Consider the following 22633-nt stretch of genomic DNA (forward strand, 5'->3'; position numbering starts at 1 on the left):
CGAATAGTTAGAATACAATTAATCCTCGATTATCATAAACAGAATTGCTTGCTCCACCAAGCCGTATAGCTCTATCAAGTGCCATAATTGTTGCAACCGCACCATCTATCTTCTCTGTACTCTTCTCTTTGTCTGGCTTGATATTCCCAGCAGAATCAGTTCGAATAAATATATTGTCCATCATCCATCGAAGTACCGGGTGCCCTCCGTGAGCAAATTTCCCTTCCAAAGTTAACTTCATCAATTCTTTAGTTGGTGGTGACATATCTTTAAATCCTTGACCAAATGGCACCACTGTTAAACCCATTCCTTCAAGGTTTTGTACCATTTGCACTGCTCCCCATCGGTCGAAAGCGATTTCTCGAATGTTATACTTCAAACTCAACTCTTCGATAAAGTTTTCAATGTAACCATAATGCACTACATTTCCTTCTGTTGTCTTTAAGAAACCTTGTTTTTCCCATATATCATAGGGAACATGATCCCTTCTCACTCTTAGGTCGAGATTATCTTCTGGTATCCAAAAATAAGGAAGAATAATATACTTATCATCTTCATACTCTGGTGGAAATACAAGAACAAATGCTGTTATATCCGTTGTTGATGATAAGTCCAATCCACCGTAGCATTGTCTACCTACAAGACTGTCAGGGTCTACTGCAAATGAACACTTATCCCATTTTTCCATAGGCATCCAACGTACTGATTGCTTCACCCATTGGTTTAACCGAAGTTGTCTGAATAAATTTTCTTCTGCAGGGTTTTGCTTTGCATTTTCACAAGCAATTTGTATCTTTTCAATATCTACAGTAATACCCATTGAGGGGTTGGCTTTCGCCCATACCTTCGGATCTGTCCAGTCTTCATCTTCATTGGCACCATAAATGACTGGGTAGAATGTAGGATCAACCTTTCGCCTTTCTAGAATATCCTTTGCTTTTTGGTGTACTTCATAACATATTGAGTGCGGATCATTGCCCGCAGTAGTAATCAGAAAATATAGTGGTTGCTTTCTTGCATCTCCAGAACCGTGAGTCATAACATCGAAAAGCTGCCGGTTTGGCTGAGCGTGTAGCTCATCAAATACTACTCCATGAACATTTAAACCATGCTTTGTATAAGCTTCAGCAGAAAGAACCTGATAGGAACTCCCAAGTGGTTTATACACTAATCTCTTTTGAGAAAGTACAGGTTTTATTCTAGCTTTTAACGCCGGACATTGCTCTACCATCTCAACAGCCACATCAAAAACAATGGATGCTTGCTGACGGTCAGAAGCACAGCCATAAACCTCTCCACCATGTTCAAAATCACCGCAAGTAAGCAGTAGTGCTACTGCTGCCGCAAGTTCTGACTTTCCTTGCTTTTTAGCAATTTCGATATAAGTAGTATTAAATTGACGGTATCCATTCGGCTTTGTTATACCAAATACATCTCGTATAATCTGCTCCTGCCAGTCAATCAATTCAAATGGCTGACCATACCACTCTCCTTTAGTGTGTTTTAAACAATTTATAAATGCTACAGCTGTATCAGCTGAATCCTGATTATAAACCGAACCATCTGCTTTGAAGATGGTCGGCTTGTATGTCTTTAGTTTTCGTATCGCCGCCACCTCCCCGTGAACACTGAAAAAGGAACCCTTATACAGAGTTCCTTCTCATAAAAGCTGTCTATTTTATTCCATGGTTTCACCCGTAAGAATGAAACGTACATAATCGTCTCTATGATCAGATAGGTAATCAATCAGTTCATAGTACCCATCACGCTCTGCAATGTCGATAACAACAGGAATGTTAAACATATTGGTTTCACCTGTATCTCGAATTGCTAGAATTTGATCCCTAATTTCTTCGGTCATTCACCATCCTCCTCTGCTGAAACGCTAATAGTAATCATTTAATATTAAGTCAATACTTTAGTCGTCGATTTTCCTACATGAGTCCTCGCCAAAAACCACTCCTAGAGAACCTCCCCTATCCCATTTCACATGAATGGTACCAATATCATCTACACCGGTAACGGTTCCTTTATCTCCAGTCATTAGTTTTGTATAAGGGTCATTCATTTCTATAAGAACTACTCTCGTTCCGGGAATGTAAGAATCCTTCAACCGTTTTAATGTATCTGCTGATATTCCTCTCACTATTGTTCCACCTCCTCAAGCTTAGATGGTGTACTTTTAAATGCAGAACTTCCTATTAGCTTTGAAAGTAGAATTTTTCGCAATTTCTTATATTCCGAACCGATAAAACCAAGGCGAAGAAGGAAGCAACGGAAGGCATATTTTTCATTCTCTACTTCCTTTGCTGTTGCAGTTATTCTCACCTGTGTCTTAGCCATCTCACAGATAGCTGTAATAAAATGTGTGTAGGCATTCACTTCATCGGCTTTTGAATCAAAGGGAAACCAAGGAAAGCGAAATCTTTCTTCAGTCTGCTCAATCGGAAGGGCTTCAACACCGAGTGCTTTCTTTATAAGAGCTCCTTTGCTTTGAATGAGCTTATCAAGATTTGCTAAAGCAGTGTCAGTAAAGCCTTCCTTCGGTATCTCAATTGCAAGCATGTCAGAGGCGTTTGTGTTGCCCTGTGTTGCGTTTTCAGACTCTTCAAAGGCAAACCCTCGACCAACAAGTTTATCGAGCAGTATTTCCACCGTTTCGCTGTCTGTGCGGTCATCAAATATAAGTGTTCCTTCTTTATCCACCGCAAAGCCATCAATATCATAAATGAATGTCGGTGCTCCTCTATAAACTGGCTTTACTTCAAGGATCTCACCGATTGTAGTAACGAATGCTTTTCGCTCACTCCCTGAACGATTAAATCGTATTTTCATATTCCTTATACCACCTTTCTTTTTGGTAGTGTTATATATCACTCTAAACCAAGTAAATAGCAAGTGGTATGTAGCTTATATTTTACATTCTACTATTTACACAAAGCTGTAGTTATTTCATGAATTAAGTTCTACAATGCCTGCAAGTACAAAGCAAACGCATGGCAAGGCAACACCATTTCCCCACATTTTATATTCTGCTGAATCCGAGTGAGGATGTTGTAACCATTTGATAATTTGCTTTATACTTTTTGGCTTCTTAGCTTTCCCTATTATCCTTCGGTGTGTTTCAAATACATCCATCCAGAAAGCAATATCTTCTTCCATAGGATCTTTTGTTCCAAGGTCACTACACCACCAATCCGGGAATCCTTGAAGTCTTGCGCACTCTGTTGGTGTCAGCCTTCTTACAATATACTCTGCACCATCAATATCATTAATTAACGGAGGGTCTTTATAATCTGTTGCCACAAGTGTATTTGCCAGCTCTGTTTCTGCACTGGTAAAGAAGGATGCCTTACTGGATGAATAGGTTGGAGTCGCTACTGCACTCGGCCCCTGCGCATTTAGTGTTGAAGAGATGCCTTCATCGTTTATACCTAGGTTTCTTGCAAAGTTCTGACCACAATTAAAGCTTTCTCTATCAATGGCATAGACTACAGCGTGTTTATCTACGGTATTTAATGTGAAAGAAACATCCTCGCTTACACCATCACCTTGTGGCCCATTGCAATCTCTTCTTCCAATCATTGAGCCTTGCAGAGCAACCACAGCAATACCTCCTTGATTACAGGATGGGTTTCCTCCGTTACAATCCACGGTTCGAGAGGTATTTGCCTCATAGAACCCGCTGTGTGGGTTATCGGATTTCATCGAGTTGCTATCTTTAGCACAAATTCCAAAAGCAGCAGGTACAAATAAAGTCTGATCATTATTACAGGAAATCGTGGCTGATTTATTATCCTGAATTAATGCTCCCTTACCACCACCTTCACAGCCGCACCGGATTTTTAAAGTCTTAGGTGTTTCCATAACAAAAGGTTGATTATTGCCACCCGTACCAAAAGTAGCAAGAACTGTCTGTGATGTTTTAAGCGGTCCCACATAGCGACTGTCCTGGGAGTGATTTTCAAATACCAGTGGAGGGTGGTTTGATTTAGCTCGAAGGGTACTAGTCATATCCTCTGTGACATCCATACGATTCCCGCCCTCGTCATTTAAGCAGATTGTGCCTGTTTCTCCAGTGCCATCTTTAACATAGGTGGTAATTCCTTTCCACGGCTTGATGCTCTGCGAAGAATACCTTGACAAGCCTTCGGACTCAAATAATATTTTTCCGGCACTCCTACCTGTAAAATCCGCGACAAGGTAGATACGCTTTCTTCGTTGGGGTACTCCCCAGTATTGCGCATCAATTGTTCTCCAGGCGATGGAGTAATCTTCTCCCACGATTTCTCCTGCACTAAGCCATTTGTTAGGCTTAGGAATAGATATGGTTTCATCTTTAATCCCTGTGATACTTTTGAGGACTGCCCTAAAGTCCTCTCCTTTGTTTGAAGAGAATGCTCCGAGGACATTTTCCCACACGATAAATCTTGGATGTTGTCCATTCGTTTTGCACCTCATTTCCTTGACAATTCGAATTGCTTCATAAAAAAGGACGGATTGTTCTCCGTCCAGACCAGTTCTTTTCCCTGCTACACTCATATCCGTGCAAGGAGAACCGAAGGTAATTATATCTACAGGCGGAAGCTCCCCGCCGTTTAGTTTGTTGATATCTCCATAATGTTTCATCTGTGGGATACGTTTGGTTGTAACCTTTATTGGAAATGGTTCGATTTCAGATGCCCATAAAGGTTTAATGCCACAGAGAATGCCTCCCAAGGCAAATCCCCCACTACCATCAAAGAGTGAGCCGAGGGTTAGTTTATTCATTCTGCATTCACCTCCGGCAAATCACTATACTTATATTTGGTACCATCTCTTAGAAGAAGTACACCATCTGAATTACCGACTTGCTCAATATATCGATTGACAATAACATCACAATACTTTTCATCTAACTCAACCATATAGCAGATACGATCAATCTGCTCACAAGCAATAAGTGTGCTTCCAGAGCCTCCGAAGGGGTCAAGAACGATTGAGTTAGTTAAACTGGAATTTCCAATTGGATAAGCTATAAGTGCTACTGGTTTCATCGTTGGATGATCCGCATTTTTACTCGGCCTGTCAAATTCCCAGATAGTCGTTTGCTTTCGATCGGAGTACCATTGATGTTTCCCTTTTTTCTTCCATCCAAAGAGAATTGGTTCATGCTGCCATTGGTATGGACTTCTTCCTAAAACAAGACTTTGTTTTTTCCATATGCAAGTACCACTTAAATAAAACCCTGCATCAGAAAAAGCTTTTCTAAAGTTAAGTCCTTCCGTATCGGCATGGAAAACATAAATGGAACCATCATCAGCAATAACCTTTGCCATATTGCTAAAACTATCAAAAAGGAAATTAAAAAAGGCATCTGACGAAAGATTATCATTTTGTATCTTTCCTGCAGTGCCTTCATATTTCACGTTATAGGGAGGGTCGGTTACAATTAAGTTTGCCTTTTTACCATCCATCAATATTTCATATGTTTCTGATTTTGTACTGTCTCCACATAAAAGACGATGCCTACCTAAAATCCACAAATCACCTTGCTGTGAGAATGTAGGTTTTTTCAGCTCTTCGTCCACATCAAAATTATCTTCTTTTACATCTTCAGCAGAGTTTAAAAGGGTATTTAATTCAGCTGTATCAAAACCTAAAAGGTCGATATCAAAGTCCAGTTCCTGTAAACTTTCCAATTCAATGGCCAATAAATCTTTATCCCATCCTGCATCTTCAGCTAGTCTGTTATCTGCAATAATGTAGGCTTTCTTTTGTGCCTCAGTTAGATGGTCAACAAACACGCAAGGTACTGTTTCTAAGCCATCCTCTTTTGCAGCTAACAATCTGCCATGCCCTGCAATAATATTATATTTTCTATCAATTAAAATCGGATTTACAAAACCGAACTCTCTAAGGCTTGATTGGATTTTTTTTATTTGCTCTTTGCTATGGGTTCTTGAATTATTTGCATATGGTACAAGTTTTGAGATTTCAACTTGTTGCAATTCATGAGTATATTTCTTATCATTATCCAATTTTCTCACCCCGTTCTAGCAATTTTATAAGACCTTTATTTGCACCAACAACATCGCCAGCTAATGCTTGCCCGCGTATTGTTTTATACTGTTGCGTAGTTAATCTTTCTCTTTGCTTTTTTAAATGCTTTAAAAATATATTTAGAGTCATGCGCTACCTACCTCTTTCTTCCTGATAAAAGAGCCTCCATAATTTCGTCTTGAGGATTTCCAATAAATGACGTCGTGCAATTTTGTTTTACGATATCAAAAATCTCATACCAAATAAGATTTGCTTGCTTTTGAAACGATTGGCTCATCTGTACAAATGGACTTGTTATAGCACCACCTGTTGTTGGATGTTTTCCTAAAAGCCCGTATGTACTAATCGCTTCCTCACACTGGATATAACGGGTAAATGCTTGTGCATAAGCTTCAATCAATCGAGGGTTAACGAACTTCTCGCACCCACGTTCTTTCAGCCATTTCCAAGTTTCAGTGTATAATAAATCTGCACCTAACGGTTTACCATCCCTTTGTTTTGCACTGAGATAATCACTCGGAGCGGGCATATCTTCTCCGTACAATTCTACGACTCCCTCCGGTTCATCAATCTTAAATACTGTTTCAGGCTGTAGGTCTGGTACCTCTAATATCTTTGCTGCTTTGCCGCTTGCTATTTTATCAGAAAGTGGTAGTGGCTTATCACCTGCACGAACTCGTCTTCCTCCTCTATTCGTTCCGTCTTTCGCCACATTTTGCTCCTTTCTTGACTTGCAGGGGTTAATCCCCCGTTTGAACTGGATTTTTTTTGCGTGATGCCCCACGCCCGTTGCACAAATGGAAAGCTGTGGAGATTTGACCCCCCTACCGGGTTCCCCAACGGTCTCCATCTCTTGCAGTGATGGCCGAATGACAAGGTGTACAAAGAGCCATCAGGTTTCTTTTATCGTGAGTTCCACCTTTTGAAAGTGGTAAGATATGATGCACCTCTGTTGCTGGTGTCAGCCTTCCATTCTTCTTACACTCTTCACAGAGAGTGTGGGCAGCAATATAGCTATCACGAATGCGTTTCCAAGCTCGACCATAACGCTTTCTTGTTTCAGGGTCACGGTCATACTTTTCATACCGTGATGCTTCCTTCTTCGCATGCTCCTCACAAAAACGACCGTCTGTTAACTCAGGGCAGCTAGGATATGAACAAGGTCGCTTAGGCTTCATTGGCATCTGCTTCACCTCACTTTTGGGCATAACAAAAGCCACCAAGGATCTCTCCTGCGGTGGCTTGTGTCTATACTTTCTACAATACCATTATACTATATTCTGTAATAACATCAACTCTCCTTTACTCTCCACTTGCATTAACAACAACTTTCTTCAGTGCTCTATCACGCATTCGATAAGTATGCTGAATGCTATAGCCCATCTTGATAGCAACTTCCTCCCATGTACAGCCACAAAGAAAACGAAGCTCAAGCAAGGTCTGGTATTCCTTATTTTCTACTGCTTTGATACTAGCAGCAATCTGCCGCTTAATGTCCATTAACTGATGTATGTCACGATCAATTTCTCTTTGAAGATCCACAATCTTTGTAACGACATTTGCCATAGAAGAAATGCTATGGTTGGGATTGCGAGGCATACCACTGATGGTAGAGGTGCATTTTGTTGCTAGTTCATTTAAGGAAGCAAGCTGTTCAAGCTTACTGTCAATGCGAAGGTCAAGTCGGTAGGCTTGGCTAAGAAAATCTAATGTAGTCATATCAGCCCACCTCCATTTCACGAATCTGCTTTAATAGCACATCACCATCCAGAGCAGTGAGCTCCCCAAACCAACCGGAACGGAAAAAGCGTTCTACATCATCCCGCTCTCCTTCATTTTTAATGATATTATTTAGCAGAGTAATCTTTCGAATATCCTTTTTCGCTTCCTCAGTATCTAGATCAGGAGTATGTGGATGGTGTTTTAGGAAATGGATTGCTTCTCGGTAGTCCTTAACTGCCTGTATGATAATGGCATTTGCTAGATTGGAAAATCCATCTTCAACTATAAAAGGTTTAACTAGCATACCTTTTTTGTACATAAACAGCACCTCCGATTTTAGAATTTTATTCCACTCGGATTTACTCAGATTGTCTCAGATTTGCAGATTAGCCTTTACAGCATCGATTAATGCGAATTGTGTATTGTTCTTTTCTGACAATGCTTTTAAAATCGTCTCATCAATCGTTCCTTTGGCTACTATGTGCTGCACCACTACGGTATTTTCAGTCTGCCCCTGTCTCCATAACCTTGCTATTGTCTGCTGATACAATTCCAAGGACCATGTCATTCCAAACCAGACAATGGTGGATCCACCAGATTGGAGGTTAAGGCCATGACCGGCACTCGCAGGATGTATTAATGCTACAGGAAGCTTACCAGCATTCCATTTTTGGATACTTTTGTCTGTATTCAGCTGTGTGAATTCCACTTTCAATTTGTTAAGCCTCTCTGTGATTCGCTCCAAATCATGTCGAAACCAATAAGCCACTAAGATTGGCTTGCCATTTGCTGCTTCAATAATATCCTCCAAAGCATCCAGTTTTTTGTCGTGGATATACACGATTTTATCTTTGTCGGAATACACCGCCCCGTTTGCCATCTGACACAGCTTCCCTGAAAGTGCTGCTGCATTTGCTGCAGTAATATCATCATCGTTATTAAAAGGAAGCATTAAATCCCTTTTCATGTCATCGTATAAATCCTGTTCTTCTGGGTCCAGATAAACTAAATAGTTAGAATTAATTAGTTCTGGCATCTGCAGATAGTCGGTGGATTTCATAGAAATCGTAATATCCGATATTTTGTCATAGATCCGTTGCTCAGCTCCCGGCAATAATTTGTAGCTATAAACAATCTGACCATTCATTCTATCGGGCTTGAAGTAGTTATTACGAAACTGGGTAATGAATCTTCCAAGACGCAAACCCATATCAAGCACACGGAACTCAGCAAACAAATCCATCAAACCGTTACTACTTGGTGTTCCTGTGAGTCCTACTACTCTTTTTATCTTTGGTCTTACCTTCATAAAAGCTCTAAATCTCTTTGACTGCCAGTTCTTAAATGAAGATAGCTCATCGATTACAACCATGTCGTAATCAAATGGAAGATTGCTTTTCTCAATGAGCCATTGAAGATTCTCACGATTGATAATGTAAATATCTGCTTTGGCTTTTAGTGCTATAAGCCTGTCGGCTTCTGTTCCAACTGCTATGGAGTACTTCAAATCCTGTAGATGCTCCCACTTGGCTATTTCTGCTGACCAGGTATTTCTTGCCACTCTTAACGGTGCTACCACTAAAACCTTGTGTATCTCGAAGTAATCAAATAACAAGTCAACTATTGCAGTCAGAGTAATACTTGTTTTTCCCAGACCCATATCTAAAAGGACTGCTGCAATGGGATGTGTTTTGATATATTCGATAGCATATTGCTGGTAGCTATGTGGATTGTATTGCATCAATAATCCCTCCGATCTTTTCTACCGAATCTAACACATATACTTTAAATCCCAATTGATAAAGTAACTTATGTCTAGTAAGCTGCAACGGTCTTTGTTTCTCACCAGGTGCTTTCACTTCCACAAATCCAAACTTTCCTCCCGGAAGTAATATCAATCTATCCGGCATACCCGAAAAGCTAGGTGATGTAAACTTCGGGCAAATACCACCTTTGGCTTTAACTGCTACAACAAGTTTTTGTTCTATAATCTTCTCACGCATTTTCTCGCATACCTTTCCATCAAGATTATTGGGGTGTGGAGGTCTTTGGAGGCTGATTCTATAACTTTATATATAGGCTATTTTTTTACCCCTATAAGAAAGTTTATATATCAAGTTCCATAGACCTCCACACATAGTTAAAAAGCCTTATACTTCAAGGAATTCCGGCTTCAGCTTTAGTCCCAGAATTAGATTATTATCACGGGTTCTTTTACGGTCAAATCCGGCTGTTTCCAGCGCTGCATAGAAATCTGCTGTACCGCGAATAAACTCACCCACCTGCATGCAATAAGTGCGGTATGAGCTATAAACTTCACTAGACTTTGCACTATAAGAATTATCCACTTCGCAGCAGTCAGTTAGATAATGTGAAAGCCAATCATTATTTTCCTTATATGACTGAATTGCAGCCTTTACCTTCTCTGGTGCTTCAATCTTGAATTTATGTCCGATTGCCTTCGTAGCACCTTCAATCACCCAAGAAAGAATTGCGCCTCCTGCATTTTCAAGTAAATAATCTGCATAGTTCTTCACATCTGCGTTGCCTTCTATCTTTGCATTAAAAGGAATTACAATCAGACGACGCCAGGTGCCTCTATCGATAGCTCCGACCTTCGGAAGATGGTTGGTATAAAGCACCAGTGTATGGCTTGGAATATAACTGAATGGATCCTTGTACTTCTTCTCTGCGTAAATCTCATCGGTAGAACACAGCTGTTTGACATTTGATGTATTTAGGCGCATTCCTTCCTCCATCTCAGCAGCAATTATCAATCTCTTTCCCTTTGCTTCAGCTAATTCCGGCTTTACATTTCTACGGCATCCAACTGTCAACATATCAGCAGAAATATTACCGCTGTAAGAACCAAGTACTCTAGCAATTACATTCCAGAAGGTTGACTTACCATTACGACCTTCCCCATAGGCAATAATCAGTGCTTCCACATATACTTTTCCTATGGCAGCAAGGCCTACAATCTCCTGAACATAATGGATGAGATCTAAATCGCCACAGAAGAATGTATTTAGAGCAGCTTCCCATAGATCAGCTCCTTCCGTACCAGGATCCACCGTTGTCTGTTTTGTAATAAAATCAAGTGGATCATGCTTCATAACAGAACCTAATCCTTTACGTAGGTCATATGTTCCGGATGGTGTATTTAATAGAAACTCATCTGCATCCAAATTACACTGCTCTATCTCCAACATTGGGCGAGCTTCTTTTAAGGCAGATGAGATGTATTTGGAATCGCGACGCTTAATGGCATAATTGCGATAAAGCTGTGCGGTCTGGTATTTCTCAAAGGAATGCCTTTGCTGTTCATTAAAAGCTGATGCTGCTTTCTTAGGTCCCATTGCAACAAGCATCTCCCAAGCACCATTTTGCAGCATTTCATTCGTAGCCTTCTGCATCTTTGCTTCCGCTTCCTCCAACTGCCTTGCTGTTAGTTCCTGTGCCACTGCCTGAGACTTTGGCTTTGACTCCTCCCAGTAGCTTCCGTTGTAGACGATGTAATCTGTGGATGGCGAATAACGTAAACTCTCCAAATATTCTCTTGATAAAACAATCGCCTGACCTACATCGGAAAAATCGTCCGGCTTTAACTTCATATCTGTGTTGTACTGTTCTGGTGGAATGTAGCTCTCCTGAGAAGATACATATTTCCCAAACTTTACAGCACTGTTCCAGATAGTCTTTAATTCTGTTTCTTCCAGAGGTGGATTGCACTTCTCTGCCTTCTTTAGAAAAATATCATATGCCTCATCGGTATTCCCATAACGAACAACGAGTTTACCTGCTATACCCGACATCGTATTATTTCGATTTCCTTCTAGAATTTCATCCTGCGAATTATCCCATTCTTCAAATTTATTATCTTGCAGAAAGTCTACAATACTTTTATCTCCTCTGTAGAGTTCTACCTCAGCATTGGCTGTTCCAAATAAAAATCTGGCGCTATCAAGAGCATTGTTATCAAAATAAGGGAAACACGATGTGATCTCCTTTTTTAACGCTGAGTATACTTTTGCATCTGTTACTGGAGGTATTGGAAAGAACACATGAAATCTTGGACGTGGTGACCTACTGTCCTTCTGTAGCATATTGCTTCTACTGTAAACAACAGCAAAAGCAACATCTGGGAAAGCAAACGCAACTTCTAATGGTGTTACCCAGTCATCCGGATTATCTGAATGATCATTATCACAATCTAGAGGTACATTATCCGCCCTGATGAAATTCAGGCTACTACGATAATTTCCCTTATACTCTGCCGAAACATGGTCATGTGCAGCCGCTTGCTTCAAAGAGGCTTCATCTGTAATAACTGTCTTATGAGGATAAACGCAATTTGATTGACTCCCCACACTGTCTGATGTATACAAAGTAAATTGCTTCATCTGGTCACCTCCTTAAAGTCCTCCGTAAAATAACGGATTCTCATGCGTTTTCGTTTGGCCCTTAGAATTTCAGCTGCCATACCTTCCGATATCCTTCCTCCAAACACCCACAATTCTGCACATCTTCCCAGCAGTACCATGTTCATGAACATTGCCAATTCCCTCTCGGTGGCTTCATCCATAAATTGCGGAAACAACAGATGTGGGGCAATTGGTATTACTCCCATGTTTACTGCAAATCTGCTATACTCTCTGGCCTTCATGGTATTCCATTCCTCATTACCAGCGTAAGGAGAGCAGATATAAACAAGTGGTCTGTAATTACTCTTTCTTTCTTCACGCTCTATGCCATTGATCGCTTCAAAGGGTACAGGGTCTTTGTAGCCTTCTGAGTTATATAAGCCAATTCCCAAGGTCTCACCTCCTTCAAAAATATTCGAGGACAAAATATCCCCCTAACTTCCTAAGGACAGAACCCTTGCTTTTGGACGGATAATTTGCAAACTTTTTATTTCAGAATCGCTTCCTTTATATAAGCGAAAAACCAAGTAGAAAAAGTTTCAAAACTATCCGTCCATTTATTTGTTTTCTGTCCTTAGGAAGTTAGAGGGACATGAGTCCGAAAAGATTTTAAATAAGTTACAAGATTATCCGTCCAAGACTCAGACTTCTGTCCTTAAGAAATTAGAGAGGTAATTAACCCTCGGAAAGGCGGTGCTACTTATGCAGTCTGAAACAACTGCAGGTGCTGAGAGCAAAAAGGACATCGGCTTAGATGAAGAACTTGCAGATGTACTAATCGCAATCAGTGTCATATCAAAACGACTTGCAAGGAAATTAACCGAGCAAGAACAACTAAATAAGGAAGGAGAAAACAAGCATGAGTAAGATGAGCGAACTATCCGCAGAACTTGATGAGTTAAGGAGATGTGGTGAAATCTTAATTGGAATTTCAGATACTCTGAAAGAATTATTTTCTACGGATGTAGAAGAAAAAGCTACAAGTAAGCCTAAGAATCAGAAAGCTACGACAAAAGTACCACCAGAACCTGCAAAGAGGTCAATCTCTCTTACCGATGTCCGAGCAATACTTGCGGAGAAGTCACGCAATGGATACACAGCAGATGTTAAAGCTCTTCTATTAAAGTTTGGAGCAAACAAACTATCAGACATCAACCCTGATGACTATGAAGCTTTACTCGCAGATGCGGAGGTGTTAGGAAATGCCTAAACATGCATTACTCTCCGCTTCATCCAGCCACAGATGGCTGCAATGCCCACCTTCAGCAAAGTTATGTGCTGAAGAGGATAACAAATCCAGTCCTTACGCACAAGAAGGTACGGATGCACATAGCCTCTGTCAGTTTAAATTAGAACAGGCACTCGGTATAAACACAAAAGACCCTACGGAGAATTTGGATTACTACAATGGGGAGATGGAAAACTGTGCTGAAGAATATGCTTCATTCGTCATACAGCAATTGGCGGAAGCAAAGCGCTATTGTTCTGATCCTGTAATCTTAATCGAACAGCATCTCGACTTCTCTAAATATGTAGAGAATGGATTTGGAACAGGTGACTGTGTAATCGTTGCTGATGGTATTCTTCAAGTCATCGATTACAAACACGGACTTGGAATACTGGTGTCAGCTGAAGAGAACCCACAGATGCTGTGTTATGCTCTTGGAGCTATAGAACTCTTCGATGGTATCTACGATATCGATACCGTTAAGATGACAATCTTCCAACCACGGAGGGACAATATCAGCACCTACACCTTGTCAAAGGAAGAACTAATAACTTGGGGTAATGAGGTACTCTCTCCTATCGCAAAACTGGCCTATGCGGGTGAGGGTGAATTTAAGGCCGGTGACCACTGCCAGTTCTGTAAGATTAAGGCTACCTGTCGTAAGCGTGCCGAATACAACCTTGAACTAGCAAAGTATGACTTTGAGATGCCTCCCAATTTAGATGACACAGAAATAAGTGTTATTCTCACCAAGGTAGATAACCTTGTCACCTGGGTCAATGACATAAAGGAATATGCATTACAACAAGCACTTAGTGGCACAAAGTACGATGGCTTTAAAGTTGTTGAGGGACGCTCAACCAGAAAATACACCGATGAACAGGCGGTTGCAGATGCCGTAAAATCAGCAGGTTTTGACCCATATGAAAATAAGCTCTTAGGTATTACAGCCATGACTTCAGTTCTTGGCAAAAAGAAATTCGAAGAAATTCTAGGAAGCCTTGTAAACAAGGCTCCAGGTAAACCAACTCTTGTTCCGGAGAATGATAAACGACCGGAATTTAACACAGCACAAATTGATTTCAATTAAAAATAAGGAGGACAATAATATGTCAAAAGTAGCAAATCCAACGAAAGTAATTACAGGTTCACAAACAAGATGGTCCTATGCAAATGTTTGGGATCCAAAGTCAATCAATGGAGGTACACCTAAGTATAGTGTAAGCCTTATCATTCCAAAGTCCGATACCAAAACGGTAACACAGATTAAGACAGCCATTGAAGCAGCATATAAGGAAGGCGAGTCAAAATTAAAAGGTAACGGTAAGACAGTCCCTGCTCTTTCAGTACTTAAAACTCCTCTTCGTGATGGCGATCAAGAAAGACCAGATGATCCTACTTACGCAAATGCTTATTTCATTAATGCAAATAGTGCTACTGCACCGGGTATTGTTGATGTAAATTGCAATCCAATCCTTGATCGTTCGGAAGTTTATTCCGGCGTCTATGGTAGAGCCTCCATCAATCTGTATGCTTTTAATTCAAACGGAAATAGAGGAATTGCGTGCGGATTGAATAATCTTCAGAAGATTTCAGACGGAGAACCTTTAGGTGGCAAGTCTCGTGCAGAGGATGATTTTGAAACCGAGGATAATGACGATTTCCTGTCTTAATCACAATGCAACAATGTCAATCAAGTGGCTGTAGAGAATGGATCAGATTTGAGCCATTCTCTGAGCTTAAGATAATCTAAGAAAAACGAGGTAAATGATATGAATACAATATTAACTATTATTTTCGTGGTATTTTTGAGTATCAACATGGGAGGCAGTGCTTATATGTTCTTCACACTGATTCGTGATGATATTCGCTCCGAGCGTAAAAAGAGAAAAGAACAACAGTAAATCATGGATGGGCGGCAGGAGCAATCTTAGCCGCCTTGTTTATTATGAAAGGAGTGAAATTCTTGAGTGAAATAAAAACGCTCTCAATTGATATTGAAACATATAGTGATATAGATTTGAGCAAATGCGGTGTATATAAATATGTTGAGTCAGATAACTTTGAAATTCTGTTATTTGGCTATGCTGTCAATGGCGGTGAGGTACAGGTAGTAGACCTTTCCAATGGTGAGAAACTTTCAATAGAGATTGTTGCAGCTCTGACAAATAATACTGTGATCAAGTGGGCATTTAATGCTGCTTTTGAACGTATCTGTCTATCTGAATGGCTAAGAAGAAATTATCCAGAACATTTCAGTAGCTATAGCACCAGTGATGACACGGTTGGTAACTACTTGGATCCGTCCTCCTGGAGATGCTCTATGATATGGTCGGCTTATCTTGGATTACCATTATCCCTTGAAGGTGTGGGTGCAGTGCTCGGCTTACAAGAACAAAAAATGAAAGAGGGTAAAGACCTCATCCGCTACTTTTGTGTTCCATGCAAACCTACAAAATCAAACAGTGGCCGCACTAGAAATCTTTCTATACATGACGAAACTAAATGGGCCACCTTCATCTCTTATAACCGCAGAGATGTTGAAGTTGAAATGTCCATTCAGAATAAGTTAGCCAATTTCCCTGTGCCGGAGTTTGTTTGGAAAGAATATCACTTAGACCAAATTATCAATGACCGTGGAATTGCTATTGATATGGATGTCGTAGAACAGGCTATTAATATGGATAAGCGTTCCAAGGATGAACTCTCGAAAGAAATAAAGAAACTCACAAATTTGGATAATCCAAATTCAGTAGTACAGATGAAACAATGGTTATCTGACAATGGACTTGAAACCGACACCCTTGGTAAAAAGGCTGTGGCGGAAATGCTGAAGGATGCTCCGGAAGAACTAGCTGATGTTCTTACTCTCCGTCAGCAACTTGCCAAATCGAGCATAAAGAAATATCAAGCAATGAAAAATGCCGTATGTACTGACAGCCGGGCAAGAGGAATGTTTCAATTCTATGGAGCAAATCGTAGCGGTAGGTGGGCTGGTCGTATCATTCAACTACAAAACCTTCCTCAGAACCATATGCCAGATTTAGAACAGGCGCGCGGACTTGTAAAGAATGGTGATTATGATGCATTAGAAATGCTATATAATTCTGTCCCAGAAGTACTGTCGGAACTTATCCGCACTGCTTTCGTCCCAAAGGTTGGTTTTAAGTTTGTTGTCGTAGATTTTAGTGCAATCGAAGCAAGGGTGCTCTCACATCTAGCACAGGAGTCGTGGAGAAATAAAGTCTTCGCAAATAACGAAGATATTTATTGTGCGAGTGCTTCCGCAATGTTTGGTGTTCCAGTCGAAAAGCATGGCCAAAACAGTCATCTTCGCCAGAAAGGTAAGATAGCGGAACTCGCCCTTGGATACGGCGGTTCATGTGGTGCTCTTAAATCTATGGGAGCCTTAGATATGGGGATTTCCGAAGAAGAACTACAACCTCTAGTTGATGCATGGAGAACATCAAATCCCAACATTGTACAGCTGTGGTGGGATGTTGATACAGCAGTCAAAAATGCCATTATGCAAAAAACCACCACCGAAACTCACGGTATCAGCTTTATTTATCAAAGCGGTATGCTTTTCATCAAACTTCCATCTGGTAGAAAACTGACTTATGTAAAGCCTAAGATTGGTATAAACAGATTTGGTGGAGAAGCCGTAACCTACGAAGGTATCGGGGCAACAAAGAAGTGGGAGCGAATAGAATCATATGGTGCCAAATTTGTCGAAAATATTGTTCAAGCAATCTCTAGAGATATTCTTAGCTATGCGATTCAGACACTCTCTCGCTTTTTCATCTGTGGCCACATTCATGATGAATTAATCATAGAATGCCATATGTACGAATCCCTAGATAGCATTTGTGAGCAGATGGGAAAAACACCTCCATGGATAAAAGGTCTATTATTAAGAGCCGATGGCTATGAGACATTATTTTATAGAAAAGATTAATCTAAAAAGGTAGCAACACTGATCGTATACAGCGCTGCTACCATTTTTCTATTAAATCATATCATTCAGTAAATCCATTACTATTGCTTTAATCTTTCCGACTTTATCTGTGACTGTACTCTTCCCTATTCCAATCTCATCCGCAATTTCCTTATGGCTGAACCCATCAGATAATAGTTGAAGTATTTTACTATAGTTAGGGTCGATTTCCTGTACTCGACTAATCAGTTCATTCAGCATACCTAAATAGATATCTGCTGCACCGTACGTTGCTGGTGCAACTGCTTCGAATTCTGTCTCCTCATTATCTACATTTTCTGCTGCTAGACAACTGAAGGTTAATATTCCAAAGTTCTTCTTATCCAATGAAGTGGCATATGGGCACTGACTGCATTTATTAGTTTCTGGGCAGCGAATCAGTTTTCCACTTCCATTACTCACCTCACAGCGTTTGTCACGATCTGCTGCTTTAAACTCAGCTGAATAGGAACTCATTACAGCATCGTACTGTGCCTTAGTTCCTGGAATTAAAACCACATCTACTTTCCTGTTACCTACTCTCCATTTTCTAATCTGTGATTTTTTTACACCTGCAATCATCCCATGCTCTTCGATAGAATCCCTATCGATAATCATTGGTATTAGTACCTGTTCCTCCGCCTCATTTACTCTGATTTCCTGTGTTTCTTTTTTCATAGATTGTCCTTTCCGCCTGCTGCGGTAAAGGGCAAAGGATACAAATGAAGGCCAGTGCTGAAGTACACAGACCCCCCAGTTCAAAAAAAGAGTGCAACAAGGGAAGGGTACTTCTATTGCAACGCAACAGACCTTACGGACTAGAGCGAAACAATATGTATCCTTTGCCCTTATTGCAAATCAGGCATTTGATAGTTTTTTAGATTACTGACTTTGACTGCAAAAAAGCCGCTAAACGTGCTATTGCAGCGTCTACCAACGGGATTATCCGTTTGTAGAGCACTGCAATATAGCACGTCCTAGCGGCTTATTTGCAAGCTACTCTTGTTATTCAGTTATAACGTATTGATATCAGTTCATATTATTATGCAATTTTTCTTATGTTTACAAGGATGTCTTTCTTTGTAATAGGACATTTATGAAGTAACATTACATCGGTATTTACCATTGAAGCTGTTTTGCATACAAAGCAGTTCTTATTCCACTTACATTCCAATGGACACCGGATAGTACATTCTTCTCCCATAGGCGCTCTCTCTCCTTTCTTATTTATTTAACATTATGTTTTACCTATGATATCAACATATTTTACCTACATGTAACGTATATGGCAAAAAAAGGATAATAATATAATCCCCTTAAGCTTATGGCTTCTAAGAGAATTTTTCTGTATTTATCTTTCTTAATTATATGAAATACTTTCCAGCTTGTCAATACTCTATTTACATAATTTTAAAATAATTTTACATGTCTTGTAATAATTCTTTATTTTTATGTCAATAATAATTGACATGAAAGATAATGTATACTATAATATAATATATCCTATAAAATGAGGTGGAAAAAATGGATGATAAAGTTAATAACTTTAACAAAAAAGAATTTGCAAATTTGATTAACAAAGCCAAAGGTAGTCGTACAATGACTAAATTTGCAGAAGATGCTGGCTTAAGCGTTGCTCATATCTCCCGAATGATTAATATGAAACTTGAAGTTCCTCCTACGCCAGATACAATACGAAAATTAGTTGATAGAGAAATGAATGGTGTAACCTATGAAGATCTTATGATTGCATCAGGCTATATTTCTGCACCCGCTTTTGAACAACTATCTATTGAAGCTCACGAAATTGAAACTGATGGTAGACAACTTACATATGTTTTGCCTAGATCTGCAAGTGACGAACCTTATTCAATAGCAGCCGAAAGAAGATCTACAGAAAATTGGGAAATTGAAAGAGTACAAATGAGAGAAGAAAGAGACAAATTTTACTCTATGTGTGTTTCGTTAATTATGTCCAGAATGAACTTCTGTCCTTTTGATTGGAGAATAGATAGACAATCATCTAACCGTAGAGATTATCTAAGAGATTTTAATATCTCTTTACTAAATGCTCCTGTAGAAACTTGGGATTTTGAATTTAAGTATTTTCGTTCAAGATTTGATGATAACGATGAATTGGATTATCGAAGATTCTCACCAATGTATGCTTTTAGCACATGGGGTAGATTAGCTACAATGGATATACCAAACGATTATAAATACACAATAGTTACCTCCTCAAAGGGCTTTTTCTATTCACTTACAAAAAGATCTCCAAAAAATCTTGATATTAATATATCTGTTATTTTGATTGATATTGATAATTTTAAAATTCTGAGTGAAGAATATGTTTGCTATAATCATACAGCGGATATAGAAGAATTAGAAAAATTAAGATTAGCCGGTAATGATGATATCTAACCGTCATAAAGTTCTTTGCAATCATGAAAAAAATGTAAAAAGCATTTATAACACTAAGCTATAAATGCTTTTTGCTTATACAATTCTTTTTCGTTTCCATTTCCATAGTCTTCATACGTAGTTACTGATATCAAATCGATATTCAGTATCTATTGTTAGATAGCCACTGTCAAATAGTGTATGTAATTCAGAACTTAGCAATCTCGGAAGAAACATCCAAGAAGCATCCTTCTAATTATATTCCATTTAAATTGTTATCCCATACTGTTTGAATAAATCTTCAAAAAAATTTAATATTTTTTCTTTAGGACGCTGTTCTTTTAAAAACTCATATCCTCCAAATCTAAAAACATTATATCCATATAATTTAAGTTTTCTATCATCCTCAACCATATCTGCATACAATTTTGGTGATGCTATATTCTCTTCAGAATAATGTTGCTTACCATCTATTTCTATAACTACTCTTTCTCTATCAGAAAAGAGCATTAAAAAATCCATTCTTTGATGAACGTATGCTGCACCGTTTCTCATATTCGCAGATTTTGGATCATAATGGCAATAGACTTGTGGTATTAATGCCGGTAACTCAGGTTTCTTTTTAATAATAAAAGTGTAGTACACCCACATAAAATTCTTTTCAGGATTTGAATCCATTGATTCTATTAATCGCTTGAATAATGTATTCCCTATTTCTTCACTATAATTTTTCGAACTCCACCACTCTACTAATTCTCTCCAACATAACCCGTGTGCCAAGATAGGCTGATTATAAATAAGACAATTTGCGCCATTATCAACTAACTTAATCGTATTACTCAAAGAGTCATCGATTACAATATCAGGTTTTCCACCAATTCCCGCAAAAATAATATTCTTAATTTCATTACTGACTCCCCGTAAACTTTTCTGTAAATTGTAAATTGGTTTACCCGACACATGATTCGTATTTATGAGATTATAACCATCATTTTTTAAATATGAATTTAATGCATCTACATACTCTTTCTGTCTTTTTTCTTCATGTATATCAGGATATACTAATTCTTCCAAAAACCTTATAAATGTACTATCACTTACATAAATAACCTTTAATACATCTTCAAATAAATCTTTATAAGATAAATCGTCGTTATTTACCATGTGACGAAGAATATCTTCCTCTCTATTTGCTTCACCATAAATGGAGACCATATTTTTCAAGTCCCATATCCTATTTAAAAACTTATCAATCCGGATTTCACCTTCCAGATCATTTTGTTCAGAAAGCCAATTTATAATTTTCCTACGTGTTACAGTAGTAATATCAAATAGTTCAACTTCTAAATAACGATCAATCATCTCTAATAGCTCAGGACAATCACTGTCTTCAATTATTTTCTTAATCAATTCAAGAATTTCACTATCTAACATTTTGTTGATTCCACTTTTAAGATAAATGGCTTTACTATGCATTGGATCTAACTCATTATTACATGGAATTTTCAACCTTTCACAAATTGAAGGTAAATCCAATGCACTATTTCTTTTTAAGTACTCAACTACTTTATTTCTTATGATATTACTATTTTTCAAACCAATGCCCCCATCTGTACATTTTCTTACAGTATATCATAAAATAAGAAAAACTAATATTCCCCTATCATCATATACACCGTCGTAATTTCTCATATTCATATGTATGCATTCAGCAGAGCTAACCGGTCATTAATACTTTTACCATCTGTCATTGTGCAATTGGGAAGTGCCTAAATGACAAGTGAATACTCCTGTGTGGCGGGACCACTGGAATTCAATTTAATCTGGAACACTCAGCAAGGACTAAATCCGGCAAAACCACCCCAACGGCGCTAAAATTACTTTGAAGTCAAGTGTATATAAGCAGACCTATGAGGTGGTCTCATTCATCATCAATCATAAGAACGACCGTACATAAACGCATTACAGCTATTCAATTTTACAAATCCGACCGCCGGGGCTCGCCATATGACATGTTGTACTCACTTTATAAAAATAAATATATACTCGTGTGCCAACAACAAAAAGGAGATATGTTGTTTCTTCCAAAACTTTGTTGATTTACAATTATGTTGCTCTTTTATAACGATTTCCTTAGTCTTAAATTTTGCATTTAGAAAACAATTCATGACTTGGAAACCTAATGGAACAACACAACCTTTATTGCGGATGTCACCCATCATAACCGCACAAACTCTTCCCTTTTTTAATATTCGATATGCCTCTCTCGCAACATTATTCATTTGATGTATAAATTCGTCTACTCCTAATAACGACAGATCTCCATCTAGACTTTGGCTATAATTAATGATATCTGCATATGGTGGATGCGTGCAAATAAGATCCATACTCTCATTTGTAATAAATGACAAATTGCGTGCATCGCCTTTTTTAATAATTTGCTGGGTTTTTGTATTGCATTGGAAATTAAGATTTTGGTTAGATAATAAAATAGATTGCTCATTGATATCGACACCAATGGCATTACGATCAAGTAGTTTTGCTTCGACTAATGTAGTACCACTTCCTAAGAATTGATCTAGAATCCATTCATTTGGTTGACTATAACGAAGAATAATATTTCTTGGTATATATGGGGACCAATTTCCTCTGTATACCCCACAATGAGTAGCCCAATCACCTCTTTCAGGAAATGACCAAACAGTTGTTGACTCCAACTCAAATTTATTTGGTTCTAATTTAATATCAATACCTCCTTATACTATATTTTATCTGCATTATACTACATAATTCTTAATAATACTAGTAATTTTTTCCACTTCCCCTATAAAAAATAAGACA

General features: G+C 38.8%; 25 protein-coding genes. 7 read left to right on the plus strand and 18 right to left on the minus strand.

Going from position 1 to position 22633, the window contains the following annotated elements; translation table 11 throughout:
* Nucleotides 1–7 precede the first annotated feature (7 nt).
* The 15 genes from Ana3638_RS23900 to Ana3638_RS23965 form a co-directional block, all read right to left on the minus strand.
* Entirely contained in the window at nucleotides 8–1606 is a 1599-nt protein-coding gene (locus Ana3638_RS23900) for a terminase large subunit (protein WP_161840691.1), read from the minus strand.
* Nucleotides 1607–1678: 72 nt separating this feature from the next.
* Entirely contained in the window at nucleotides 1679–1861 is a 183-nt protein-coding gene (locus tag Ana3638_RS23905) for a DUF5049 domain-containing protein (protein ID WP_097015249.1), read from the minus strand.
* 57 nt (nucleotides 1862–1918) lie between these two features.
* On the minus strand, nucleotides 1919–2146 hold the full coding sequence (locus Ana3638_RS23910; protein WP_097015250.1) for a DUF4314 domain-containing protein: 228 nt from the start codon (nucleotides 2144–2146) through the stop codon (nucleotides 1919–1921).
* A complete protein-coding gene (locus Ana3638_RS23915; RefSeq protein ID WP_161840263.1) occupies nucleotides 2146–2835 on the minus strand; it encodes a virulence protein in 690 nt (229 codons plus the stop codon). The genes Ana3638_RS23910 and Ana3638_RS23915 overlap by 1 nt, the downstream gene beginning before the upstream one ends.
* Nucleotides 2836–2952: 117 nt before the next feature.
* Nucleotides 2953–4770 carry a DNA cytosine methyltransferase gene (locus Ana3638_RS23920; protein WP_161840264.1) on the minus strand — a complete coding sequence of 606 codons (1818 nt, stop codon included), beginning with the start codon at nucleotides 4768–4770 and terminating at the stop codon, nucleotides 2953–2955.
* Nucleotides 4767–6020 carry a site-specific DNA-methyltransferase gene (locus Ana3638_RS23925; RefSeq protein WP_161840265.1) on the minus strand — a complete coding sequence of 418 codons (1254 nt, stop codon included), beginning with the start codon at nucleotides 6018–6020 and terminating at the stop codon, nucleotides 4767–4769. Before Ana3638_RS23925 ends, Ana3638_RS23920 begins: the two co-directional genes overlap by 4 nt.
* Complete coding sequence (locus Ana3638_RS24765; RefSeq protein WP_202621538.1) at nucleotides 6013–6171, minus strand: hypothetical protein; 159 nt, start codon at nucleotides 6169–6171, stop codon at nucleotides 6013–6015. The genes Ana3638_RS23925 and Ana3638_RS24765 overlap by 8 nt, the downstream gene beginning before the upstream one ends.
* 7 nt (nucleotides 6172–6178) lie before the next feature.
* Nucleotides 6179–6754 (minus strand): P27 family phage terminase small subunit, encoded by a 576-nt coding sequence (locus tag Ana3638_RS23930; protein ID WP_097015254.1) that lies wholly within the window; start codon nucleotides 6752–6754, stop codon nucleotides 6179–6181.
* 112 nt (nucleotides 6755–6866) lie between these two features.
* Nucleotides 6867–7226, minus strand: a complete 360-nt coding sequence (locus Ana3638_RS23935; RefSeq protein ID WP_161840692.1) for an HNH endonuclease — start codon at nucleotides 7224–7226, stop codon at nucleotides 6867–6869.
* A 118-nt stretch (nucleotides 7227–7344) separates the two neighbouring features.
* Nucleotides 7345–7761 carry a DUF1492 domain-containing protein gene (locus Ana3638_RS23940; RefSeq protein ID WP_161840266.1) on the minus strand — a complete coding sequence of 139 codons (417 nt, stop codon included), beginning with the start codon at nucleotides 7759–7761 and terminating at the stop codon, nucleotides 7345–7347.
* 1 nt (nucleotide 7762) lies between these two features.
* On the minus strand, nucleotides 7763–8083 hold the full coding sequence (locus Ana3638_RS23945; RefSeq protein WP_246240584.1) for a hypothetical protein: 321 nt from the start codon (nucleotides 8081–8083) through the stop codon (nucleotides 7763–7765).
* 54 nt (nucleotides 8084–8137) lie between these two features.
* Complete coding sequence (locus Ana3638_RS23950) at nucleotides 8138–9505, minus strand: DEAD/DEAH box helicase (protein ID WP_161840267.1); 1368 nt, start codon at nucleotides 9503–9505, stop codon at nucleotides 8138–8140.
* Nucleotides 9486–9767 carry a VRR-NUC domain-containing protein gene (locus tag Ana3638_RS23955; protein ID WP_161840268.1) on the minus strand — a complete coding sequence of 94 codons (282 nt, stop codon included), beginning with the start codon at nucleotides 9765–9767 and terminating at the stop codon, nucleotides 9486–9488. The genes Ana3638_RS23950 and Ana3638_RS23955 overlap by 20 nt, the downstream gene beginning before the upstream one ends.
* A 147-nt stretch (nucleotides 9768–9914) precedes the next feature.
* A complete protein-coding gene (locus tag Ana3638_RS23960; protein WP_161840269.1) occupies nucleotides 9915–12167 on the minus strand; it encodes a phage/plasmid primase, P4 family in 2253 nt (750 codons plus the stop codon).
* Complete coding sequence (locus Ana3638_RS23965) at nucleotides 12164–12580, minus strand: DUF7768 domain-containing protein (protein WP_097015284.1); 417 nt, start codon at nucleotides 12578–12580, stop codon at nucleotides 12164–12166. The genes Ana3638_RS23960 and Ana3638_RS23965 overlap by 4 nt, the downstream gene beginning before the upstream one ends.
* Nucleotides 12581–12890: 310 nt before the next feature.
* On the opposite strand from Ana3638_RS23965, the gene Ana3638_RS24770 reads away from it, so the two are divergent.
* From Ana3638_RS24770 to Ana3638_RS23985, 6 genes are all read left to right on the plus strand, one after another.
* A complete protein-coding gene (locus Ana3638_RS24770; protein WP_202621539.1) occupies nucleotides 12891–13055 on the plus strand; it encodes a hypothetical protein in 165 nt (54 codons plus the stop codon).
* Nucleotides 13048–13398: a DNA ligase gene (locus Ana3638_RS23970; protein WP_161840270.1), complete on the plus strand. Its 351-nt coding sequence runs from the start codon at nucleotides 13048–13050 to the stop codon at nucleotides 13396–13398. Before Ana3638_RS24770 ends, Ana3638_RS23970 begins: the two co-directional genes overlap by 8 nt.
* Nucleotides 13391–14506: a DUF2800 domain-containing protein gene (locus tag Ana3638_RS23975; RefSeq protein ID WP_161840271.1), complete on the plus strand. Its 1116-nt coding sequence runs from the start codon at nucleotides 13391–13393 to the stop codon at nucleotides 14504–14506. The genes Ana3638_RS23970 and Ana3638_RS23975 overlap by 8 nt, the downstream gene beginning before the upstream one ends.
* A 19-nt stretch (nucleotides 14507–14525) precedes the next feature.
* A complete protein-coding gene (locus Ana3638_RS23980; protein ID WP_161840272.1) occupies nucleotides 14526–15089 on the plus strand; it encodes a DUF2815 family protein in 564 nt (187 codons plus the stop codon).
* A gap of 99 nt (nucleotides 15090–15188) precedes the next feature.
* Entirely contained in the window at nucleotides 15189–15320 is a 132-nt protein-coding gene (locus Ana3638_RS25880) for a hypothetical protein (protein ID WP_281352857.1), read from the plus strand.
* Between the two features lie 71 nt (nucleotides 15321–15391).
* Entirely contained in the window at nucleotides 15392–17374 is a 1983-nt protein-coding gene (locus Ana3638_RS23985) for a DNA polymerase (RefSeq protein ID WP_334297146.1), read from the plus strand.
* Between the two features lie 51 nt (nucleotides 17375–17425).
* On the opposite strand, the gene Ana3638_RS23990 is transcribed toward Ana3638_RS23985, so the two are convergent.
* Nucleotides 17426–18070, minus strand: a complete 645-nt coding sequence (locus Ana3638_RS23990) for a helix-turn-helix domain-containing protein (protein WP_161840274.1) — start codon at nucleotides 18068–18070, stop codon at nucleotides 17426–17428.
* Nucleotides 18071–18916: 846 nt separating this feature from the next.
* On the opposite strand from Ana3638_RS23990, the gene Ana3638_RS23995 reads away from it, so the two are divergent.
* Nucleotides 18917–19813, plus strand: a complete 897-nt coding sequence (locus tag Ana3638_RS23995; RefSeq protein ID WP_161840275.1) for a helix-turn-helix domain-containing protein — start codon at nucleotides 18917–18919, stop codon at nucleotides 19811–19813.
* Nucleotides 19814–20059: 246 nt separating this feature from the next.
* Here Ana3638_RS23995 and Ana3638_RS24000 read toward each other — a convergent pair whose 3' ends face one another.
* Nucleotides 20060–21388 carry an AbiJ-related protein gene (locus tag Ana3638_RS24000; protein WP_161840276.1) on the minus strand — a complete coding sequence of 443 codons (1329 nt, stop codon included), beginning with the start codon at nucleotides 21386–21388 and terminating at the stop codon, nucleotides 20060–20062.
* A 425-nt stretch (nucleotides 21389–21813) separates the two neighbouring features.
* Nucleotides 21814–22509, minus strand: a complete 696-nt coding sequence (locus Ana3638_RS24005; RefSeq protein WP_246240587.1) for a TRM11 family SAM-dependent methyltransferase — start codon at nucleotides 22507–22509, stop codon at nucleotides 21814–21816.
* Nucleotides 22510–22633 lie beyond the last annotated feature (124 nt).

It is taken from the genome of Anaerocolumna sedimenticola (assembly GCF_009931695.1).
Taxonomy (GTDB): Bacteria; Bacillota; Clostridia; order Lachnospirales; family Lachnospiraceae; genus Anaerocolumna; species Anaerocolumna sedimenticola.